At 74.1% G+C, this 14,980-nt stretch carries 16 protein-coding genes; 11 read left to right on the top strand and 5 right to left on the bottom strand.

Annotated features, from left to right (window positions below; all coding sequences use genetic code 11):
- Nucleotides 1–246: 246 nt before the first annotated feature.
- Nucleotides 247–912, bottom strand: a complete 666-nt coding sequence (msrA, locus tag ACFXAM_RS32345) for a peptide-methionine (S)-S-oxide reductase MsrA (RefSeq protein ID WP_380296657.1) — start codon at nt 910–912, stop codon at nt 247–249.
- 143 nt (nt 913–1,055) lie between these two features.
- On the opposite strand from msrA, the gene ACFXAM_RS32340 reads away from it, so the two are divergent.
- On the top strand, nt 1,056–2,210 hold the full coding sequence (locus ACFXAM_RS32340; RefSeq protein ID WP_380296655.1) for a cystathionine gamma-synthase: 1,155 nt from the start codon (nt 1,056–1,058) through the stop codon (nt 2,208–2,210).
- On the opposite strand, the gene ACFXAM_RS32335 is transcribed toward ACFXAM_RS32340, so the two are convergent.
- A complete protein-coding gene (locus tag ACFXAM_RS32335) occupies nt 2,191–2,700 on the bottom strand; it encodes a MarR family winged helix-turn-helix transcriptional regulator (RefSeq protein ID WP_380296653.1) in 510 nt (169 codons plus the stop codon). The genes ACFXAM_RS32340 and ACFXAM_RS32335 overlap by 20 nt on opposite strands.
- 122 nt (nt 2,701–2,822) lie before the next feature.
- Here ACFXAM_RS32335 and ilvA point away from each other — a divergent pair, with 122 nt between their 5' ends.
- The 3 genes from ilvA to ACFXAM_RS32320 all read left to right on the top strand — a co-directional run bounded on the left by ilvA (nt 2,823) and on the right by ACFXAM_RS32320 (nt 6,175).
- A complete protein-coding gene (ilvA, locus tag ACFXAM_RS32330) occupies nt 2,823–4,034 on the top strand; it encodes a threonine ammonia-lyase (RefSeq protein WP_380296651.1) in 1,212 nt (403 codons plus the stop codon).
- Between the two features lie 229 nt (nt 4,035–4,263).
- Entirely contained in the window at nt 4,264–5,316 is a 1,053-nt protein-coding gene (locus ACFXAM_RS32325) for an ATP-binding cassette domain-containing protein (protein ID WP_380296649.1), read from the top strand.
- Between the two features lies 1 nt (nt 5,317).
- Entirely contained in the window at nt 5,318–6,175 is an 858-nt protein-coding gene (locus ACFXAM_RS32320) for an ABC transporter permease (protein ID WP_380296647.1), read from the top strand.
- Nucleotides 6,176–6,250: 75 nt separating this feature from the next.
- Here ACFXAM_RS32320 and greA read toward each other — a convergent pair whose 3' ends face one another.
- Both greA and ACFXAM_RS32310 read right to left on the bottom strand, forming a co-directional pair.
- Complete coding sequence (gene greA / locus ACFXAM_RS32315; RefSeq protein ID WP_380296645.1) at nt 6,251–6,748, bottom strand: transcription elongation factor GreA; 498 nt, start codon at nt 6,746–6,748, stop codon at nt 6,251–6,253.
- Between the two features lie 272 nt (nt 6,749–7,020).
- Entirely contained in the window at nt 7,021–7,431 is a 411-nt protein-coding gene (locus ACFXAM_RS32310) for a DUF4307 domain-containing protein (protein ID WP_380296643.1), read from the bottom strand.
- A gap of 240 nt (nt 7,432–7,671) precedes the next feature.
- Here ACFXAM_RS32310 and mca point away from each other — a divergent pair, with 240 nt between their 5' ends.
- The 5 genes from mca to ACFXAM_RS32285 are packed head-to-tail and all read left to right on the top strand — an operon-like array spanning nt 7,672 to nt 12,114.
- Entirely contained in the window at nt 7,672–8,577 is a 906-nt protein-coding gene (gene mca / locus ACFXAM_RS32305; RefSeq protein WP_380296641.1) for a mycothiol conjugate amidase Mca, read from the top strand.
- Between the two features lie 49 nt (nt 8,578–8,626).
- Nucleotides 8,627–8,818, top strand: coding sequence for a hypothetical protein (locus tag ACFXAM_RS32300; protein WP_380296639.1), 192 nt, complete (start codon nt 8,627–8,629; stop codon nt 8,816–8,818).
- 43 nt (nt 8,819–8,861) lie between these two features.
- Entirely contained in the window at nt 8,862–10,919 is a 2,058-nt protein-coding gene (locus tag ACFXAM_RS32295) for a thioredoxin domain-containing protein (RefSeq protein ID WP_380296637.1), read from the top strand.
- Between the two features lie 40 nt (nt 10,920–10,959).
- The gene (locus ACFXAM_RS32290) at nt 10,960–11,862 is read left to right on the top strand and encodes a GNAT family N-acetyltransferase (protein ID WP_380296635.1); all 903 of its coding nucleotides are present in this window, start codon (nt 10,960–10,962) and stop codon (nt 11,860–11,862) included.
- 33 nt (nt 11,863–11,895) lie between these two features.
- Entirely contained in the window at nt 11,896–12,114 is a 219-nt protein-coding gene (locus tag ACFXAM_RS32285) for a hypothetical protein (RefSeq protein ID WP_380296633.1), read from the top strand.
- Between the two features lie 22 nt (nt 12,115–12,136).
- Here ACFXAM_RS32285 and ACFXAM_RS32280 read toward each other — a convergent pair whose 3' ends face one another.
- The gene (locus tag ACFXAM_RS32280) at nt 12,137–13,069 is read right to left on the bottom strand and encodes a hypothetical protein (RefSeq protein ID WP_380296632.1); all 933 of its coding nucleotides are present in this window, start codon (nt 13,067–13,069) and stop codon (nt 12,137–12,139) included.
- 289 nt (nt 13,070–13,358) lie between these two features.
- Here ACFXAM_RS32280 and ACFXAM_RS32275 point away from each other — a divergent pair, with 289 nt between their 5' ends.
- Both ACFXAM_RS32275 and ACFXAM_RS32270 read left to right on the top strand, forming a co-directional pair.
- Nucleotides 13,359–14,015 (top strand): papain-like cysteine protease family protein, encoded by a 657-nt coding sequence (locus ACFXAM_RS32275; RefSeq protein WP_380296631.1) that lies wholly within the window; start codon nt 13,359–13,361, stop codon nt 14,013–14,015.
- Nucleotides 14,016–14,023: 8 nt separating this feature from the next.
- The gene (locus ACFXAM_RS32270) at nt 14,024–14,917 is read left to right on the top strand and encodes a hypothetical protein (RefSeq protein WP_380296629.1); all 894 of its coding nucleotides are present in this window, start codon (nt 14,024–14,026) and stop codon (nt 14,915–14,917) included.
- Nucleotides 14,918–14,980: the final 63 nt, after the last annotated feature.

Genomic DNA, 14,980 nt, shown 5'->3' with positions numbered 1-14,980 from the left:
GCTCGCCATGGACCGCATCCACGGGGCGTACCTGGTCGGTTTGGTTGTTCATTTCCGTGGGGTTGTCACCCGCATAGTGTTGCTCCGCGCTACTGGGGCGCCGGCGTCACCAGGGACGGTGACGCGGCCGCCCAACCGGTCCTTCCAGTCTGCGCCCGCAGGGCCCCCGTCGGGAACCCTCGGTGACGGCTCACCCCGGGTGACCGCCGACCGTGGGTGACGGCTCACCCGGAGTGCCCGACGGGGTCAGGCGCCGGTGCGGGCCACCCCGATCGGGCAGCTGGCGCCGGTGCCGCCGAGACCGCAGTAGCCGTTCGGGTTCTTGGCGTCCGAGAGGTACTGCTGGTGGTAGGGCTCGGCGGGGTAGAACGGGCCCGCCGGGGCGATCTCGGTGGTGATCGGGCCGAGGCCGAGCGCGGTCAGGGCCGGCTGGAAGGCGTCCCGGGTGGCGGTCGCGGCGGCGGCCTGCGCCGGGGAGTGGGTGTAGACCGCGGAGCGGTACTGGGTGCCCACGTCATTGCCCTGGCGGTTGCCCTGGGTCGGGTCGTGCGCCTCCCAGAAGGTCTTCAGCAGCCGCTCGTAGGAGATCACGGCGGGGTCGTGGACGACCCGGACCGCCTCGGTGTGCCCGGTCAGGCCGCTGCACACCTCCTCGTACGTCGGGTTCGGGGTGTGCCCGCCCTGGTAGCCGACCAGCGTCGTCCAGACGCCGGGCAGCCGCCAGAACGTCCGCTCGGCGCCCCAGAAGCAGCCCAGCCCGAAGTCCGCGACCTCCAGACCGTCGGGGTAGGGGCCGGTCAGCGGGTGGCCGAGCACGGTGTGCGGGTCACGGAGCGTGAACGCCGGGGCCTCACGGCCGGGCAGCGCCTGGTCGGCGGGGACGAGCGAGGTCTTGTGGCGGTTGAACAGCACGGCCTGCTCCAACGGTTCGGGGAGGGTTGCGCAGAGTTCAACGCGGCCGGGCGGCCGGGGATTCCGGCCGACCGGCGGCCTCCCGGCGGACGCGTGCGCGTCTTCCGGGCGGCGGCCGGCGGTTCGCCGACTACGCTCGGAGCATGACCGAGCACCAGCTTCCCCAAGGCTTCGAGACCCTCGCCATCCACGCGGGTCAGGAAGCAGACCCCCAGACCGGGGCCGTCGTCACGCCGATCTACCAGGTGTCCACCTACAAGCAGGACGGGGTGGGCGGCCTGCGGGGCGGCTACGAGTACAGCCGCAGCGCCAACCCGACCCGCACCGCGCTGGAGGAATGCCTCGCCGCGCTGGAGGGCGGAGCCCGCGGCCTCGCCTTCGCCTCCGGCCTGGCCGCCGAGGACACCCTGCTGCGCACCGTCCTCAAGCCGGGCGACCACATCGTGATCCCCAACGACGCCTACGGCGGCACCTTCCGGCTCTTCGCCAAGGTGCTGACCCGCTGGGGCGTCGAGTTCTCGGTGGCCAACACCCAGGACCTCGCCACCGTCCGCGAGGCGCTGCGCCCCAACACCCGCGCGGTGTGGGTGGAGACCCCGTCCAACCCGCTGCTGGGCATCACCGACCTGGCCGCGCTGGCCGAGATCGCGCACGGCGCCGGCGCGCTGCTGGTGGTCGACAACACCTTCGCCAGCCCCTACCTGCAGCAGCCGATCGCGCTCGGCGCCGACGTGGTCGTGCACTCGACCACCAAGTACATGGGCGGCCACTCGGACGTGGTCGGCGGCGCCCTGGTGATCGCCGAGGCGGGTCTCGGCGAGGAGGTCGCCTACCACCAGAACGCGATGGGCGCGGTCTCCGGCCCGTTCGACGCCTGGCTGGTGCTGCGCGGCATCAAGACCCTCGGCGTGCGGATGGACCGGCACAGCTCGAACGCCGAGCGGGTCGCCGAGCTGCTCGCGAGCCACCCCAAGGTCAGCCAGGTGCTGTACCCGGGCCTGGCCGAGCACCCCGGCCACGACATCGCTGCCAAGCAGATGAAGGCCTTCGGCGGCATGGTGTCGTTCCGGGTGAACGGCGGCGAGGAGGCGGCGGTCGAGGTCTGCAACCGGGCGCAGCTCTTCACCCTCGGTGAGTCGCTGGGCGGCGTGGAGTCGCTGATCGAGCACCCGGGCCGGATGACCCACGCCTCGGTGGCCGGTTCGGCGCTGGAGGTGCCGGCCGACCTGGTGCGCGTCTCCGTCGGCATCGAGTCGATCGACGACCTGCTGGCCGACCTCAAGCAGGCGCTGGGCTGACGCCCTGTCCGCCGGCGCCCTGCCGGCCCGCCGTGTACTCCTCCATGGAGTGGTTGAAGCGGGCCAGCAGGGCGCAGAACGCCCGCTGCTCCTCGGGTGGCCAGCCGGCGACCAGCCGGCGGGTCAACTCGGTTCTCCCGGCCCGGACTTCGGCCAGCCGTCCGGCGCCCAGCGGAGTCAGCGCGAGCCGGACGGCGCGCCGGTCGGCCGGGTCCTGCACCCGGCCGACCAGGCCCGCCGCGACCAGCGGGGCGACCTGCCGGGTGACGGTGGAGGAGTCCACGCCCAGGGCGTCCGCCAGGGCCTTGACGTTGGCGGGGCCGAGACGCTCCAGCCGTTCGAGCAGCAGATAGGCCGCCCGGACCAGGGCGGCCACCCCGTCGGATCCGCGGACCTGTTCCATACGGCGGGCGAACAGCGCCAGCTGGTACTGGAGTTGGGTGTGCACGGGGTCGGTGAGGTCGGGGGCCTGGGGCGAGGTCGTCGTCATCGCGGCTCACGATCGTCGTGCGGTGAGGAAGGCTCAGGAGCAGCAGAGTACGCGGGCCGGGCGGGCCCGGGAACAGGGCCGACGTCCCCGGGCCACGTGTCATCACCACCTAGGCTGCTGTCATGCACAGCTGGCCGATCACCCTCGACGATGTCCGCGGCGCCCAGAAGATGCTCGCCGGGGTCGCCCGGGTGACGCCGATGGAGGGCAGCCGCCACCTCTCCGCGCTGGTCGGCGCGCCGGTCCACCTGAAGTGCGAGAACCTCCAGCGCACCGGCTCCTTCAAGCTGCGTGGCGCGTACGTGCGGATCGCGGGCCTGTCGCCGGTGCAGCGCGCGGGCGGGGTCGTCGCGGCGAGCGCCGGGAACCACGCCCAGGGGGTGGCGCTGGCCGCCTCGCTGCTCGGGGTGCGCTCGACCGTCTTCATGCCGGTCTCCGCGCCGCTGCCGAAGATCGCGGCGACCCGGGAGTACGGCGCCGAGGTGCGGCTGCACGGGGCGACCGTGGACGAGGCGCTGCAGGCGGCGCAGCGCTACGCGGAGGCGGGCGGCGCGGTCTTCATCCACCCGTTCGACCACCGGGACGTGGTGATCGGGCAGGCCACCGTCGGGCTGGAGGTCCTGGAGCAGTGCCCCGAGGTGCGGACCATCCTGGTCGGGGTGGGCGGCGGCGGGCTGCTGGCCGGGATCGCGGCGGCGGTCAAGCCGCTGCGGCCGGACGTGCGGGTGATCGGGGTACAGGCGGCGGCCGCGGCCGCGTACCCGCCCTCGCTGGCGGCCGGGCACCCGGTCTCGCTGGAACGGTTCGCCACCATGGCGGACGGCATCATGGTCGGCCGGCCGGGGGACGTCCCGTTCGAGATCGTGAACACCCTGGCGGACGGTGTCCGGACGGTCTCCGAGGACTCGCTGTCCCGGGCGCTGCTGCTCGGCCTGGAGCGGCTGAAGCTGGTGGTGGAGCCGGCCGGGGCGGCGCCGGTCGCGGCGCTGCTGGAGCGGCCGGACTCCTTCGAGGGGCCGGTGGTGGCGGTGCTGTCCGGCGGCAACATCGACCCGCAGCTGATGCAGCGGGTGCTGCGGCACGGTCTGGCGGCGGCCGGGCGGTACCTCTCGCTGCGGGTGCGGCTGGCCGACCGGCCCGGTGCGCTGGCGGGCCTGCTCGGGGTGCTGACCAGGGTGGACGCCAACGTGCTGGACGTCGCGCACGTGCGGGTCGATCCGCAGCTGGGGCTGACCGAGGTGGAGGTGGACCTGCACCTGGAGACCAAGGGGCCGGAGCACTGCGCGGCGGTGCTCGGCGAACTGCGGGGCGCGGGCTACGTGGTCTCCCGGTAGGGCGGCGCGGAGGGGAGTGCACGGGGCCGGAGTGCGCGGGGCGGAGTGCGCGGGGCGCGCCCGGCCGTCGACGCTCCCGGACACGAGGTGTTGCGCACGCCGAACTCGCGATACATCGCGTTCTTCCGCCGCGGGCGGCGGGAACGAGTCGCTCGCCCGCCGGTGTTAGGGGCAAAGTGGGACAGACCACACAGTTCCGCCCGTTCCTCCGAGGAAATGAGGCAGGCCCATGGCGCCAGCCATCCAAGCCGAGAACCTGGTCAAGACCTTCGGCGACGTACGAGCCCTGGACGGCGTCAGCCTCGACGTCCCCGAGGGCGCGGTGCTCGGGCTGCTCGGCCCGAACGGCGCCGGCAAGACCACCACCGTGCGCATCCTCACCACCCTGCTCCGCCCCGACTCCGGCCGTGCGACGGTGGCCGGCGTCGACGTCCTCAAGCACCCGAACCGGGTCCGCAGCCTGATCGGCCTCTCCGGCCAGTACGCCGCGGTCGACGAGTACCTCACCGGCTTCGAGAACCTCCGGATGGTGGGCGAGCTGTACCAGATGCCCGCCCGCGAGGCGAAGGCCCGGGCCCTCGAACTGCTGGAGTGGTTCAACCTCACCGAGGCCAAGGACCGCACCGCCAAGACGTACTCCGGCGGCATGCGCCGACGCCTCGACCTCGCCGCCGCCCTGGTCGTCCGCCCGCCGGTGATGTTCCTGGACGAGCCCACCACCGGCCTCGACCCGCGCAACCGGCTCGCCCTGTGGGAGGTCATCGAGACACTGGTCGAACAGGGCACCACGCTGCTGCTCACCACCCAGTACCTGGAGGAGGCCGACCGCCTCGCCCACGACATCGCCGTGGTCGACCACGGCAGGGTGATCGCGCGCGGCACCGCCGACCGGCTCAAGGCACAGATCGGCGGCGAGCGGATCGAGGTCGTGGTGCAGCGGCCCGAGCTGGTCGCCGACGCGGTCGCGGCGCTCTCCGCCTACGCGCTCGGCGAACCGGCGGTGGAGAAGAACACCCGGCGGATCACCGTGCCGGTCAGCGGCGGCTCCCGGATGCTCGCCGACGTGATCCGCGAGCTGGACTCCCGCTCGATCGGGATCGACGACATCGGCCTGCGCCGGCCGACCCTGGACGACGTCTTCCTCTCGCTCACCGGCCACCACACCGAGGCCGAGGGCGAGGAGAACGGCGCCGCCGGGGGCAAGGGGCGCGGGCGGGGCGGCGGCTCGGGCGGCGGCACCGGCACCGGCAAGCAGGCCGTTCCGGCCGGGAAGGAGCGCTGAGATGGCCACGGCCACCGAGCACGCCATCGGCGGGGCGGTCCCCAAGCAGCGCCGGGGCGTGGACGCCGTCCTGCACGACTCCTGGGTGGTCGCCCGGCGCAATCTGCGCCGGATGACCCGGATCCCCGAGATCGTGGTGTTCGGCCTGATGCAGCCGGTCATGTTCGTCCTGCTGTTCTCGTACGTCATGGGCGGCGCGATCAGGATCCCCGGCTCGGAGTCCAGCTCCTCGGCGTACATCCAGTTCCTGATGGCGGGCATCTTCGCCCAGACCGTCACCTTCGCGGTGGCCGGCGCCTCGGCGGGCATCGCCGAGGACATGTCCAAGGGCCTGGTCGACCGGTTCCGCTCGCTGCCGATGGCCCGCTCGGCGGTGCTGGTCGGCCGCACCCTGGCGGACCTCTGCCAGACCGCGTTCACCCTGGTGGTGCTGGCCGTGGTGGCGGTGCTGGTCGGCTGGCGGATCCACGAGGGGGTGCTGTCCGCGCTCGGCGCGTTCGGACTGCTGCTCCTGCTGGGCTACGCCTTCTCCTGGATCGGCGCGCTGATCGGCCTCTCGGTGCGCAGCCCGGAGGCGGCCACCTCGGCCGGGCTGATCTGGCTCTTCCCGCTGACCTTCATCTCCAACGCCTTCGTGCCGGTCAGCTCGATGCCGGGCTGGCTGCAGGCGGTCGCCTACTGGAACCCGTTCAGCGCCACCGTGCAGGCCTGCCGCAACCTGTTCGGCAACCAGGTGGGCCCGGTGGACGACGTGTGGCCGATGCAGCACGCCGAGCTGGTGTCGGTGCTCTGGTCGGTGGTGATCACCGCGGTGTTCTCCTGGCTGGCGGTGCGCAAGTACCGGCACTCCGCCGGCTGAGCGGGCCTCCCGGAGCACGCCGAAGGGCGGCCGCGGCGCTGTGCCACGGCCGCCCTTCGCGCGTGCGGGGTGCGGTCAGCCGGCGTAGGGCTTGACCTCGATGATCTTGACCATGGACTGCTTGCCGTTCGGCAGCTCGTAGGTCGCCTCGTCGCCGATCGTCCGGCCGTCGATGGCGCGGCCGAGCGGGGACTGCGGCGAGTAGATGTCCAGGTCGTCGTCGCCGACCTCGCGCGAGCCCAGCAGGAACTTCATGGTGTCGTCCTCGTCGCCGTCGAAGGCGACCGTGACGACCATGCCCGGAGCGACCACTCCCGAGTCCGCCGGGGCCTCGCCGACCTTGGCGCGCTCCAGGATCTGGGTGAGCTGGCGGATCCGCAGCTCGTACTTGCCCTGCTCCTCCTTGGCGGCGTGGTAACCGGCGTTCTCCTTGAGGTCACCCTCCTCACGCGCGGCCTCGATCTTCTGCGCGATCTCGATCCGCCAGGGGCCGGTCAGGTGGTCCAGCTCGGCCTTGAGCTGGTCGTAGCCGGACTGAGTGAGCCAGGTCACGTTCTCGCTGGTCTGGGTCACGGGTGCTCCTCGTAGGTGCTGGGGCTGTGCTGAGGGTGTGAGTCGTCAGCGTGTTGAGTGGTGCTGATATCGGTCTTAACTACAAAGCAACGCCCGCTCCCGTACCAGCTGGTGCGGAAGGGGCGAAACCACGAGCCTAACAACTCCCGCCGACAAAGGGGAGGGTCGTTGGCCTGCCATTGACGACAGCGTTGCGTCGAGGTGTACAGGATCGGCGGACGGAGCTCCTCTACGGATGCCCGTTCCGCCGGGCGGATATGCCTGCGGTGCCGTTACTCGGGCGTACAGCCCAGCAGCTCGGCGGTGGTGCCGCGGGCGGTGGTCCGCAGGCTCACCACGGCGTCGTACTCGGAGCCCTCCGCCGGGACCGCGAAGTCGGCCACGCCGACCACCGCGCCGTCCTCGCCCTGCGAGCGGACGGTGCAGCTGCCGGCCGTGCCGTCGCTCTTGCGCACCGCCAGGTGCAGCTGGAGCTCGGTGTCCGAGAGCGCCTGGAAGGTCGGCACCGCGCCGTTGATCTTCGTCTCGCGGATCAGGTAGGAGCCGCCCAGCCAGGCGATCAGGCCCAGCATCAGCACCCCGCAGACCGCGCCGACCACCTTGAGCCGACGGTCGCTCTCGCGGTCGCCGCGCCGCCCGTAGCGGTCCTCGGGCAGTTGCGGGCTCCGGGTGCCAGCGCTCATGGGGCTCAGTCCTCTCGTGGGGAGGGGGCCACGCGGGTGGTGCGGGGGAATGCGGTGCTCCTCCAGTCCGTCACTATAGGAGGGGCACGCCCGCGGCCGGTCCGGCGGGGGCGGGCCCGGCCGTGTCGACGCCCCGGCGCGGCGGCCGGTCCCGCGGCGACGCGGCCCCGAGAGCGGCTCGGACGGTGGGCAGACCGGCTAGCGCGGTACGCCCGGACATTTGTGGAAGGAACGCACGCGTTGAGTGAGCAGTTGCGACTGATGGCGGTGCACGCCCACCCGGACGACGAGTCCAGCAAGGGCGCGGCGACCATGGCCATGTACGTCGACCAGGGGGTGGACGTGCTGGTGGCCACCTGCACCGGGGGGGAACGCGGTTCGGTCCTCAACCCGAAGCTGCAGGGCCGGCCGGAGATCGAGGAGAACATCCACGAGGTCCGGCGCAAGGAGATGGACGAGGCCCGCGCGATCCTCGGGATCAGGCAGGCCTGGCTGGGCTTCGTGGACTCGGGCCTGCCGGAGGGCGACCCGCTGCCCCCGCTGCCCGAGGGCTGCTTCGCCCTGCAGGACGTCAAGGAGGCGGCCGAGCCGCTGGTCCGCCTGATCCGGGAGTTCAAGCCGCAGGTCATCACGACCTACGACGAGAACGGCGGCTACCCGCACCCCGACCACATCATGACCCACAAGATCACCATGCTGGCCTTCGACGCCGCCGGCGACCCCGACGCGTACCCCGGCGCCGGCGACCCCTGGCAGCCGCTGAAGCTGTACTACAACCACGGCTTCCCGATGGGCCGCATCCGGGCCCTGCACGCGTACCTCTCCGAGAACGGCCACGAGTCCCCCTACGGCGAGTGGATCGCCGGCTGGGAGAAGAGCGGCCGCCAGGAGCGCGAGATCACCACCCGGGTCCGCTGCGACGACTGGTTCGAGACCCGGGACCGCGCGCTGATCGCGCACGCCACCCAGATCGACCCGGACGGCCCGTGGTTCCGCGTCCCGCTGGAGGTCCAGCGCGAGGTGTGGCCCACCGAGGACTACGAGCTCGCCCGTACCCTGGTCGACGTGGACCTGCCGGAGGACGACCTGTTCGCCGGCCTGCGCACCCCCAGCCTGACGGCCGAGTCGGCCGACACGCGGGACTGAAGCACCCCCCGACGGCCCGGCTCCCCGTGAGCCGGGCCACCATAGAGATATGAGTGCCCCCGTGAACCTCACCCACCTCGCCGTCGAGCTCGCCGTCGACGACGCCAAGGTCACCCCCGGCCTGCTGGGCTTCGTCGTCTTCGCCGCCCTCGGCGTGGCCACCTGGTTCCTGGCCAAGTCGATGAACAAGCAGTTCAAGCGCGTGAACTTCACCGAGGAGCCGGAGGCCCCGAAGGAGTGAGGCCACGCCCCCTCCGCCGCGCGGATGCGCAAGGATGGGGAACATGCCGAACCGCCTCGCCGACGCGACGTCCCCCTACCTCCAGCAGCACGCCGAGAACCCGGTCGACTGGTGGCCGTGGGGCCCCGCGGCGTTCGACGAGGCAGCACGGCGCGGGGTGCCCGTCCTGCTGAGCGTCGGCTACGCGGCGTGCCACTGGTGCCATGTGATGGCGCACGAGTCCTTCGAGGACGAGGGGACGGCGGAGTACCTCAACGAGCGGTTCGTCGCGGTCAAGGTGGACCGGGAGGAGCGGCCGGACGTCGACGCGGTGTACATGGAGGCCGTGCAGGCGGCGACCGGGCAGGGTGGGTGGCCGATGACGGTCTTCCTGACGCCCGGCAAGGAGCCGTTCTACTTCGGCACCTACTTCCCGCCCGAGCCCCGGCACGGGATGCCGTCGTTCCGGCAGGTGCTGGAGGGCGTCCACGCCGCCTGGCGGGACCGGCGCGAGGAGGTCGGCGAGGTCGCCGCCCGGATCCGGGGCGACCTGGCCGAGCGGGCCTCCGTCTACGCGGCCGGCAGCGGGGTGCACCAGCCGCCCGGGGAGGCCGAGCTGCACGAGGCGCTGGTCGCGCTCAGCCGGGACTTCGACCCGCGGCACGGCGGCTTCGGCGGGGCGCCCAAGTTCCCGCCGGCCATGGCGGTCGAGTACCTGCTGCGCCACCACGCCCGGACCGGTTCGCAGGCCGCGCTGGAGATGGCCGTCCGCACCGGTGAGGCGATGGCCCGCGGCGGCATCCACGACCAGCTCGGCGGCGGCTTCGCCCGGTACGCGGTGGACGCCGGCTGGGTGGTGCCGCACTTCGAGAAGATGCTCTACGACAACGCGCTGCTGCTGCGCGCCTACCTGCACCTGTGGCGGGCCACCGGCTCCCCGCTGGCCCGCCGGGTCGCGCTCTCCACCGCCGACTTCCTGCTGCGCGAACTGCGCACCCCCGAAGGCGCGTTCGCCTCCGCGCTGGACGCCGACAGCCTCGACGAGGAGACCGGCGCCACCGCCGAGGGCGCCTACTACGTGTGGGAGCCCGGCCAGTTGGTCGACCTGCTCGGCCCCGCCGACGCGGCCACCGCCGCCCGGCTGTTCTCCGTCACCGCCGAGGGCACCTTCGAGCACGGCACCTCCGTCCTCCAGCTCCTCGCCGACCCCGAGGACACCGCCGAGTTCGAGGCGATCCGGCAGCGGATGCTGGCGGCCCGCGCGGCCCGCCCGGCGCCCGCCCGGGACGACAAGGTGGTCGCCGCCTGGAACGGCCTCGCCATCGCCGCCCTCGCCGAGACCGGCGCCCTGCTGGAGCGCCCCGACCTGGTGCGGGCCGCCGAGAGCGCCGCCGACCTGCTGCTCGCCGTCCACCTCACCCCCGACGGCCGGCTGCTGCGCACCTCGCGGGACGGCCGGCCCGGTGCCAACGCGGGTGTGCTGGAGGACTACGCCGACACCGCCGAGGGCTTCCTCGCGCTGTACGCCGTCACCGGCGAGGCCGAGTGGCTCCAGCTGGCCGGCGGGCTGCTCGACACCGTGCTCAAGCACTTCGCCGACGAGCGCACCGGCGCGCTGTACGACACCGCCGACGATGCCGAGGAACTGATCCGGCGCCCGCAGGACCCGACCGACAACGCGACCCCGTCCGGCTGGACCGCCGCCGCGTCCGCGCTGCTCACCTACGCCGCGTACACCGGCTCGGACCGCCACCGGACCGCCGCCGAGCGGGCGCTCGGCATCGTCGGGGCGCTCGCCCCGCGCGCGCCGCGGTTCGTCGGCTGGGGCCTGGCCGCCGCCGAGGCACTGGCCGACGGCCCGCGCGAGGTCGCGGTGATCGGCCCGGCCGGCGACCCCGGGACGGTCGCGCTGCACCGGACCGCGCTGCTGGGCACCGCGCCCGGCGCCGTGGTCGCGTTCGGCGAGCCGGGCGCGGGCAGCGACGAGGTGCCGCTGCTCGCCGGCCGGCCGCTGGTCGACGGCGCGCCCGCCGCGTACGTCTGCCGGCACTTCACCTGCGACGCGCCGACCACCGACCCGGCGGAGCTCGCCGAGCGGCTGGGGGTGTCCACGCCCGGATAATGCGGTGGCCGGCGCCGGGGCGGCCGGGGGAGGATGGGTCATGCCCTGGATCCTCAGCACCGCCCTTGACGACTTCCGCACCCGGGCCGGCGGCTTCCTCGCCGCGCACCCGGCCGAGAACACCATGCTGCTCACGGTCACGGACCGGCTGGCGGCACGCGGCCCCCGCTCCTTCGGCGACGGCGTGCCGGTGTTCGGCTGGTGGCGCCCGGAGCCGGGCGGGGAGGTCGAAGGGGTGTTCCTGTGGACCCCGCCGTTCGTGCCGAGGCTGGGGCTGATGCCCGAGCGCGCGGCGGCCGAACTGGCCGTCGAACTCGCGGGTGCCGGTGGCGGTGCCGGTGGTGGAGCCGGTGCCGCTGTCGGTGCCCGGGCCGGGTCCGCGCCGATCACCGGGGTCGGCGGCGGGGTGGCGGCGGTGCGGGCGTTCGGCGCGGCCTGGGCCGGGGCCACCGGGGTCACCGGGACCGTCCGGACCAGTGAACGCCTCTACCGCCTCGGTGAGTTGACCAGCCCGCCACGCCCGCCGGCCGGTCGCTCCCGGCTCGCCGGGGCGGCCGACCGCGAGCTGCTGATCCGCTGGTTCGAGGAGTTCGCGGCCGAGGCGGACGTCCTCGTCCCCGACGTCGCGAGGGCGGTGGACGACCGGACCGCCGACGGCCGGCTGCACCTGTGGGAGGACACCGGGCGGCCGGTCGCGGTGGCCGGGGCCAGCGCGGTCGTCGCCGGGATGTCCCGCGTCGGCCCGGTCTACACCCCGGCCGACGCCCGCGGTCGCGGCTACGCCAGCGCCGTCACGGCGGCCGCCTCGGCCGCGGCCCTGGCCGACGGGGCGGCGGAGGTGCTGCTGTACACGGACCTCTCCAATCCGACCAGCAACTCGATCTACCAGCAGATCGGTTACCGGCCGGTGGAGGACTGCCTGGAGCTGGCCTTCGGGGAGTGACGGCGGCTGAGCCCGCCGGCGGCGGCGGCAGGGGTGCCGGCCGGGAACCTCGCGCTGTTCGCGCCGGCCCTGCCGGCCGGCGGCCTGCTGGTCCGCCGCTTCGGCGACCGGCGGGTGACCCCGCCGCCCGCGCCGCCCGACGGCCGGGAGCGGCTGCTCACGGAGGTCGCCGTGCTGCTCGACTCGGCCGTGGGCGTGGCCGGCCGGCTGCTCCGGCGGGACGGCTGGATCCGTGATCCGGCGCGCCCGTGAGGCCCGGCGGACCGGGGGGGCCTCACTCCCAGTCCCAGCCGATGCCCAGCAGACAGGGCCCGACGGCGGTCGCGACCAGATGGACGCAGTGGTGGCCGTCGAGGGTCAACTCCTCGCTCTCGTACGGCTTCTCGTCCGGTGAGCGGCGGGCGAAGCGGTGGCAGCGGACCGGCAGCGCGGCCGGGTGGAAGGTGATCTGCAGGACGTACTGCCCGGCGCCCGTGTGGAAGCCGCGGACGTACTCGCAGCTCGGCTCGGGCGCCGGGGCGTCGTCGAAGCCGTAGCCGAGCAGATGGGTGTCGCCCGCGCGCAGCCGGCGGTCCAGCAGCAGTTCGGCGATCAGCAGGTCGTGGGCCTGGTCGCGGCGGATGCGGCCGGGCCGGCAGTTCTCCTCGGCGCGCACGCCGACCAGGGTGATGTCGCTGCCGGGGTCGCCCTGGTGGATGGCGAGGTAGCGGTCGATGCCGTCGCGGTGGGCGCGCAGGGCGTGCTGGGAGTCGCGGCGGCTCAGCCGGCGGTCGGCGCCGATCCGGATCCGCTCGATGTGGGTGATGGTGTGCAGGCCGCTGTCGCGCGGTCCGGCCAGCTCGGCGAGCAGGTCGTCGACGGCGGTGGCCGGGGTGATGAGGTCGCGGTAGGGGCGGACCGGCGGGCCGTCCGGGGTGGCGGGGGCGGCCCGGCGGGGGCCGAGCAGCCGGGTGAGGGAGTGCGCGGGGAGGTCCAGGACGCGTTCCAACTCCCGGACCGCGCGCAGTGATTCGGGGCGCTCGGGGCGGCGGTGGCCCTGCTGCCAGTAGCTGAGGCTGGTGACCCCGATGTGCACGCCGCGCAGCGCGAGGTGGTCGCGGATGCGGTGCAGGGCGAGGCCGCGGGCGGCGATCGCGGTGCGCAGGGCGAGGTCGAACGGGCCGGTGCGCAGCGCGGTGACGAGGTCGGGCTGGTCGGTCCGCTGCATGCGGTCTCCTCGGGTGGCGGGACGGGGGCGGCCCGGCGAGGGTCCGGGCGGAGGGCCCGGCCGGTCGTGAATATTCACATGTGGAGGGGGGTTTGTCACCGGTTCCGGCGTTCCTGGCGGGGGTTCCGGGGGCGCCGTTCACAGCGCGGCGGGCCCGTTCACACCCGATGGACGGGCCGTCGGGGGCCGTTGACCGGCCATGTCAACGGCGCGATGCTCGGTGGCGCGATCCGGACCGCACCCCCACACCTCTCGACTCCTCTGCCTGCCGCAAGGAGGCCAATCCCCCATGTCTGTCACTCGGATACGCCTGCGCCGCGCCGTCTCGGTGCTCGCGCTCGGCGTCCTCGGCCCGGCGCTCAGCGTCGCGGCCGTCACCCCGGCCCAGGCCGCCCCCACGGCCCCCGGCCCCCAGCAGCGGGTGCGGCCCGCGGCCGCCGCGGGCACCACGGCCGACCTGGCCGGCACGTCCAAGAAGCTCAACCTCACCATGCAGCAGCAACAGCAGAGCAACTGGTGCTGGGCGGCGAGCGGCAACACCATCGCCACCTGGTACGGCTACAACTACAGCCAGAACCAGTTCTGCAACGCGGCGTTCGGCCGCTCCACCAACTCCGGCTGCCCCAACAACCAGGCCACGCTGGGCGACGTCCAGAACGCCCTGAGCTGGATCGGCATCAACCCGGGTTCGTACGTCAGCGGGTACCTGCGCTACAGCACGGTGCAGAGCGAGGTGAACGCCGACCGGCCGGTGGAGACCCGGATCCAGTGGAGCTCCGGCGGCGGCCACATGCACGTCCTGTACGGCTACGACACCACCAGCAACTGGGTCTACTGGGGCGACCCGTGGCCGTCCAACTACCGCTACAACTGGGCGGACTACAACTACTACGTGTCCAACGGCACGTTCTCCTGGACCCACTCCCTGTACCGGATCGGCGCGTGAGGGGCGACATGAGCAGCATGCACAAGGCCGCGGTCCGCCGCGGCGCGGCGGCCGTCCTGCTCGCCGCCGGCCTGGGGCTGGCGCTCGCGCCGGCCGCGTCCGCCTCCGGTCCGGCCGGTCCGGCCGGTTCCTCCGGTCCGGCCGGTGTCACCGGGGTGCCCGAGCCGGTGCCGGCCGCGGAGCTGGCCCGGGCCCGCACCGCGGTGCAGAGCCCGGCGGTGCTCGACCAGGTGGGCCGCTTCTTCGCCCGCAAGGACGCCCCGCCCGCCGGGCGGCTCGCTCCCGGCGCGGCCGGGGAGGCGGCGGCCGCCGCCGCCGCGCCCCGGCTGGCCGGGGACACCGTGCCGGTGTACACGCTGGACGCCGCCTTCGTCTCCGGCACGCCGGGCGCACCGGTGGCCCGCGCCGAGTTCGCCGCCAGCCGGGTGGTGGCGGCCGACGGCCAGGTCGCCTCGGTCTGGACGGTGAAGCAGGACGGCGGCTGGCGGGTGGTCAACATCGCCACCGGCGGTGACGAGGGCGACTACGCGGCGCGGGCGGCCGACGGCGGTGGCGGGACGGCGTTCCGCGAGCCGCAGATCAACGCCTGGTACGTGCTGCGGGACGGCCGGGTGCTGCCGCTGGACGACGAGGCGCGCCGCTCGGTCGGCGAGTCCGGGGTGAGCCTGGCCGCCTACCAGGGGCTGGTCCGGCAGCGCTACGGCGACAAGCTGCCCGGCTCGGCGTACGACCGGGCGGGCCGGGGCGGTGGCTACGAGCCCGCCGCCCCGCAGCCGGTCGGCGGCACGGCGCTGCCCGCCGTGACGGCGGCCGCGGCCCTGGGCGCCACCGCGCTCGCGGGCGCGGGCGTGGCCCTGCGGCGGCGGGCCGGAGCACCGGCGCGGCGGCGGACCGGCGGGTGACGGCGGCGGGGGCCCGGGCCCCCGCCCGGGCCCCCCCCCCGGGCCGGGGGCGAAAAACCCAGG

Origin of the sequence: Kitasatospora sp. NPDC059462 (assembly GCF_042749955.1) — a bacterium.
Classification (GTDB): domain Bacteria; phylum Actinomycetota; class Actinomycetes; order Streptomycetales; family Streptomycetaceae; genus Kitasatospora.
This window is presented reverse-complemented; position numbering and strand designations above follow the sequence as displayed.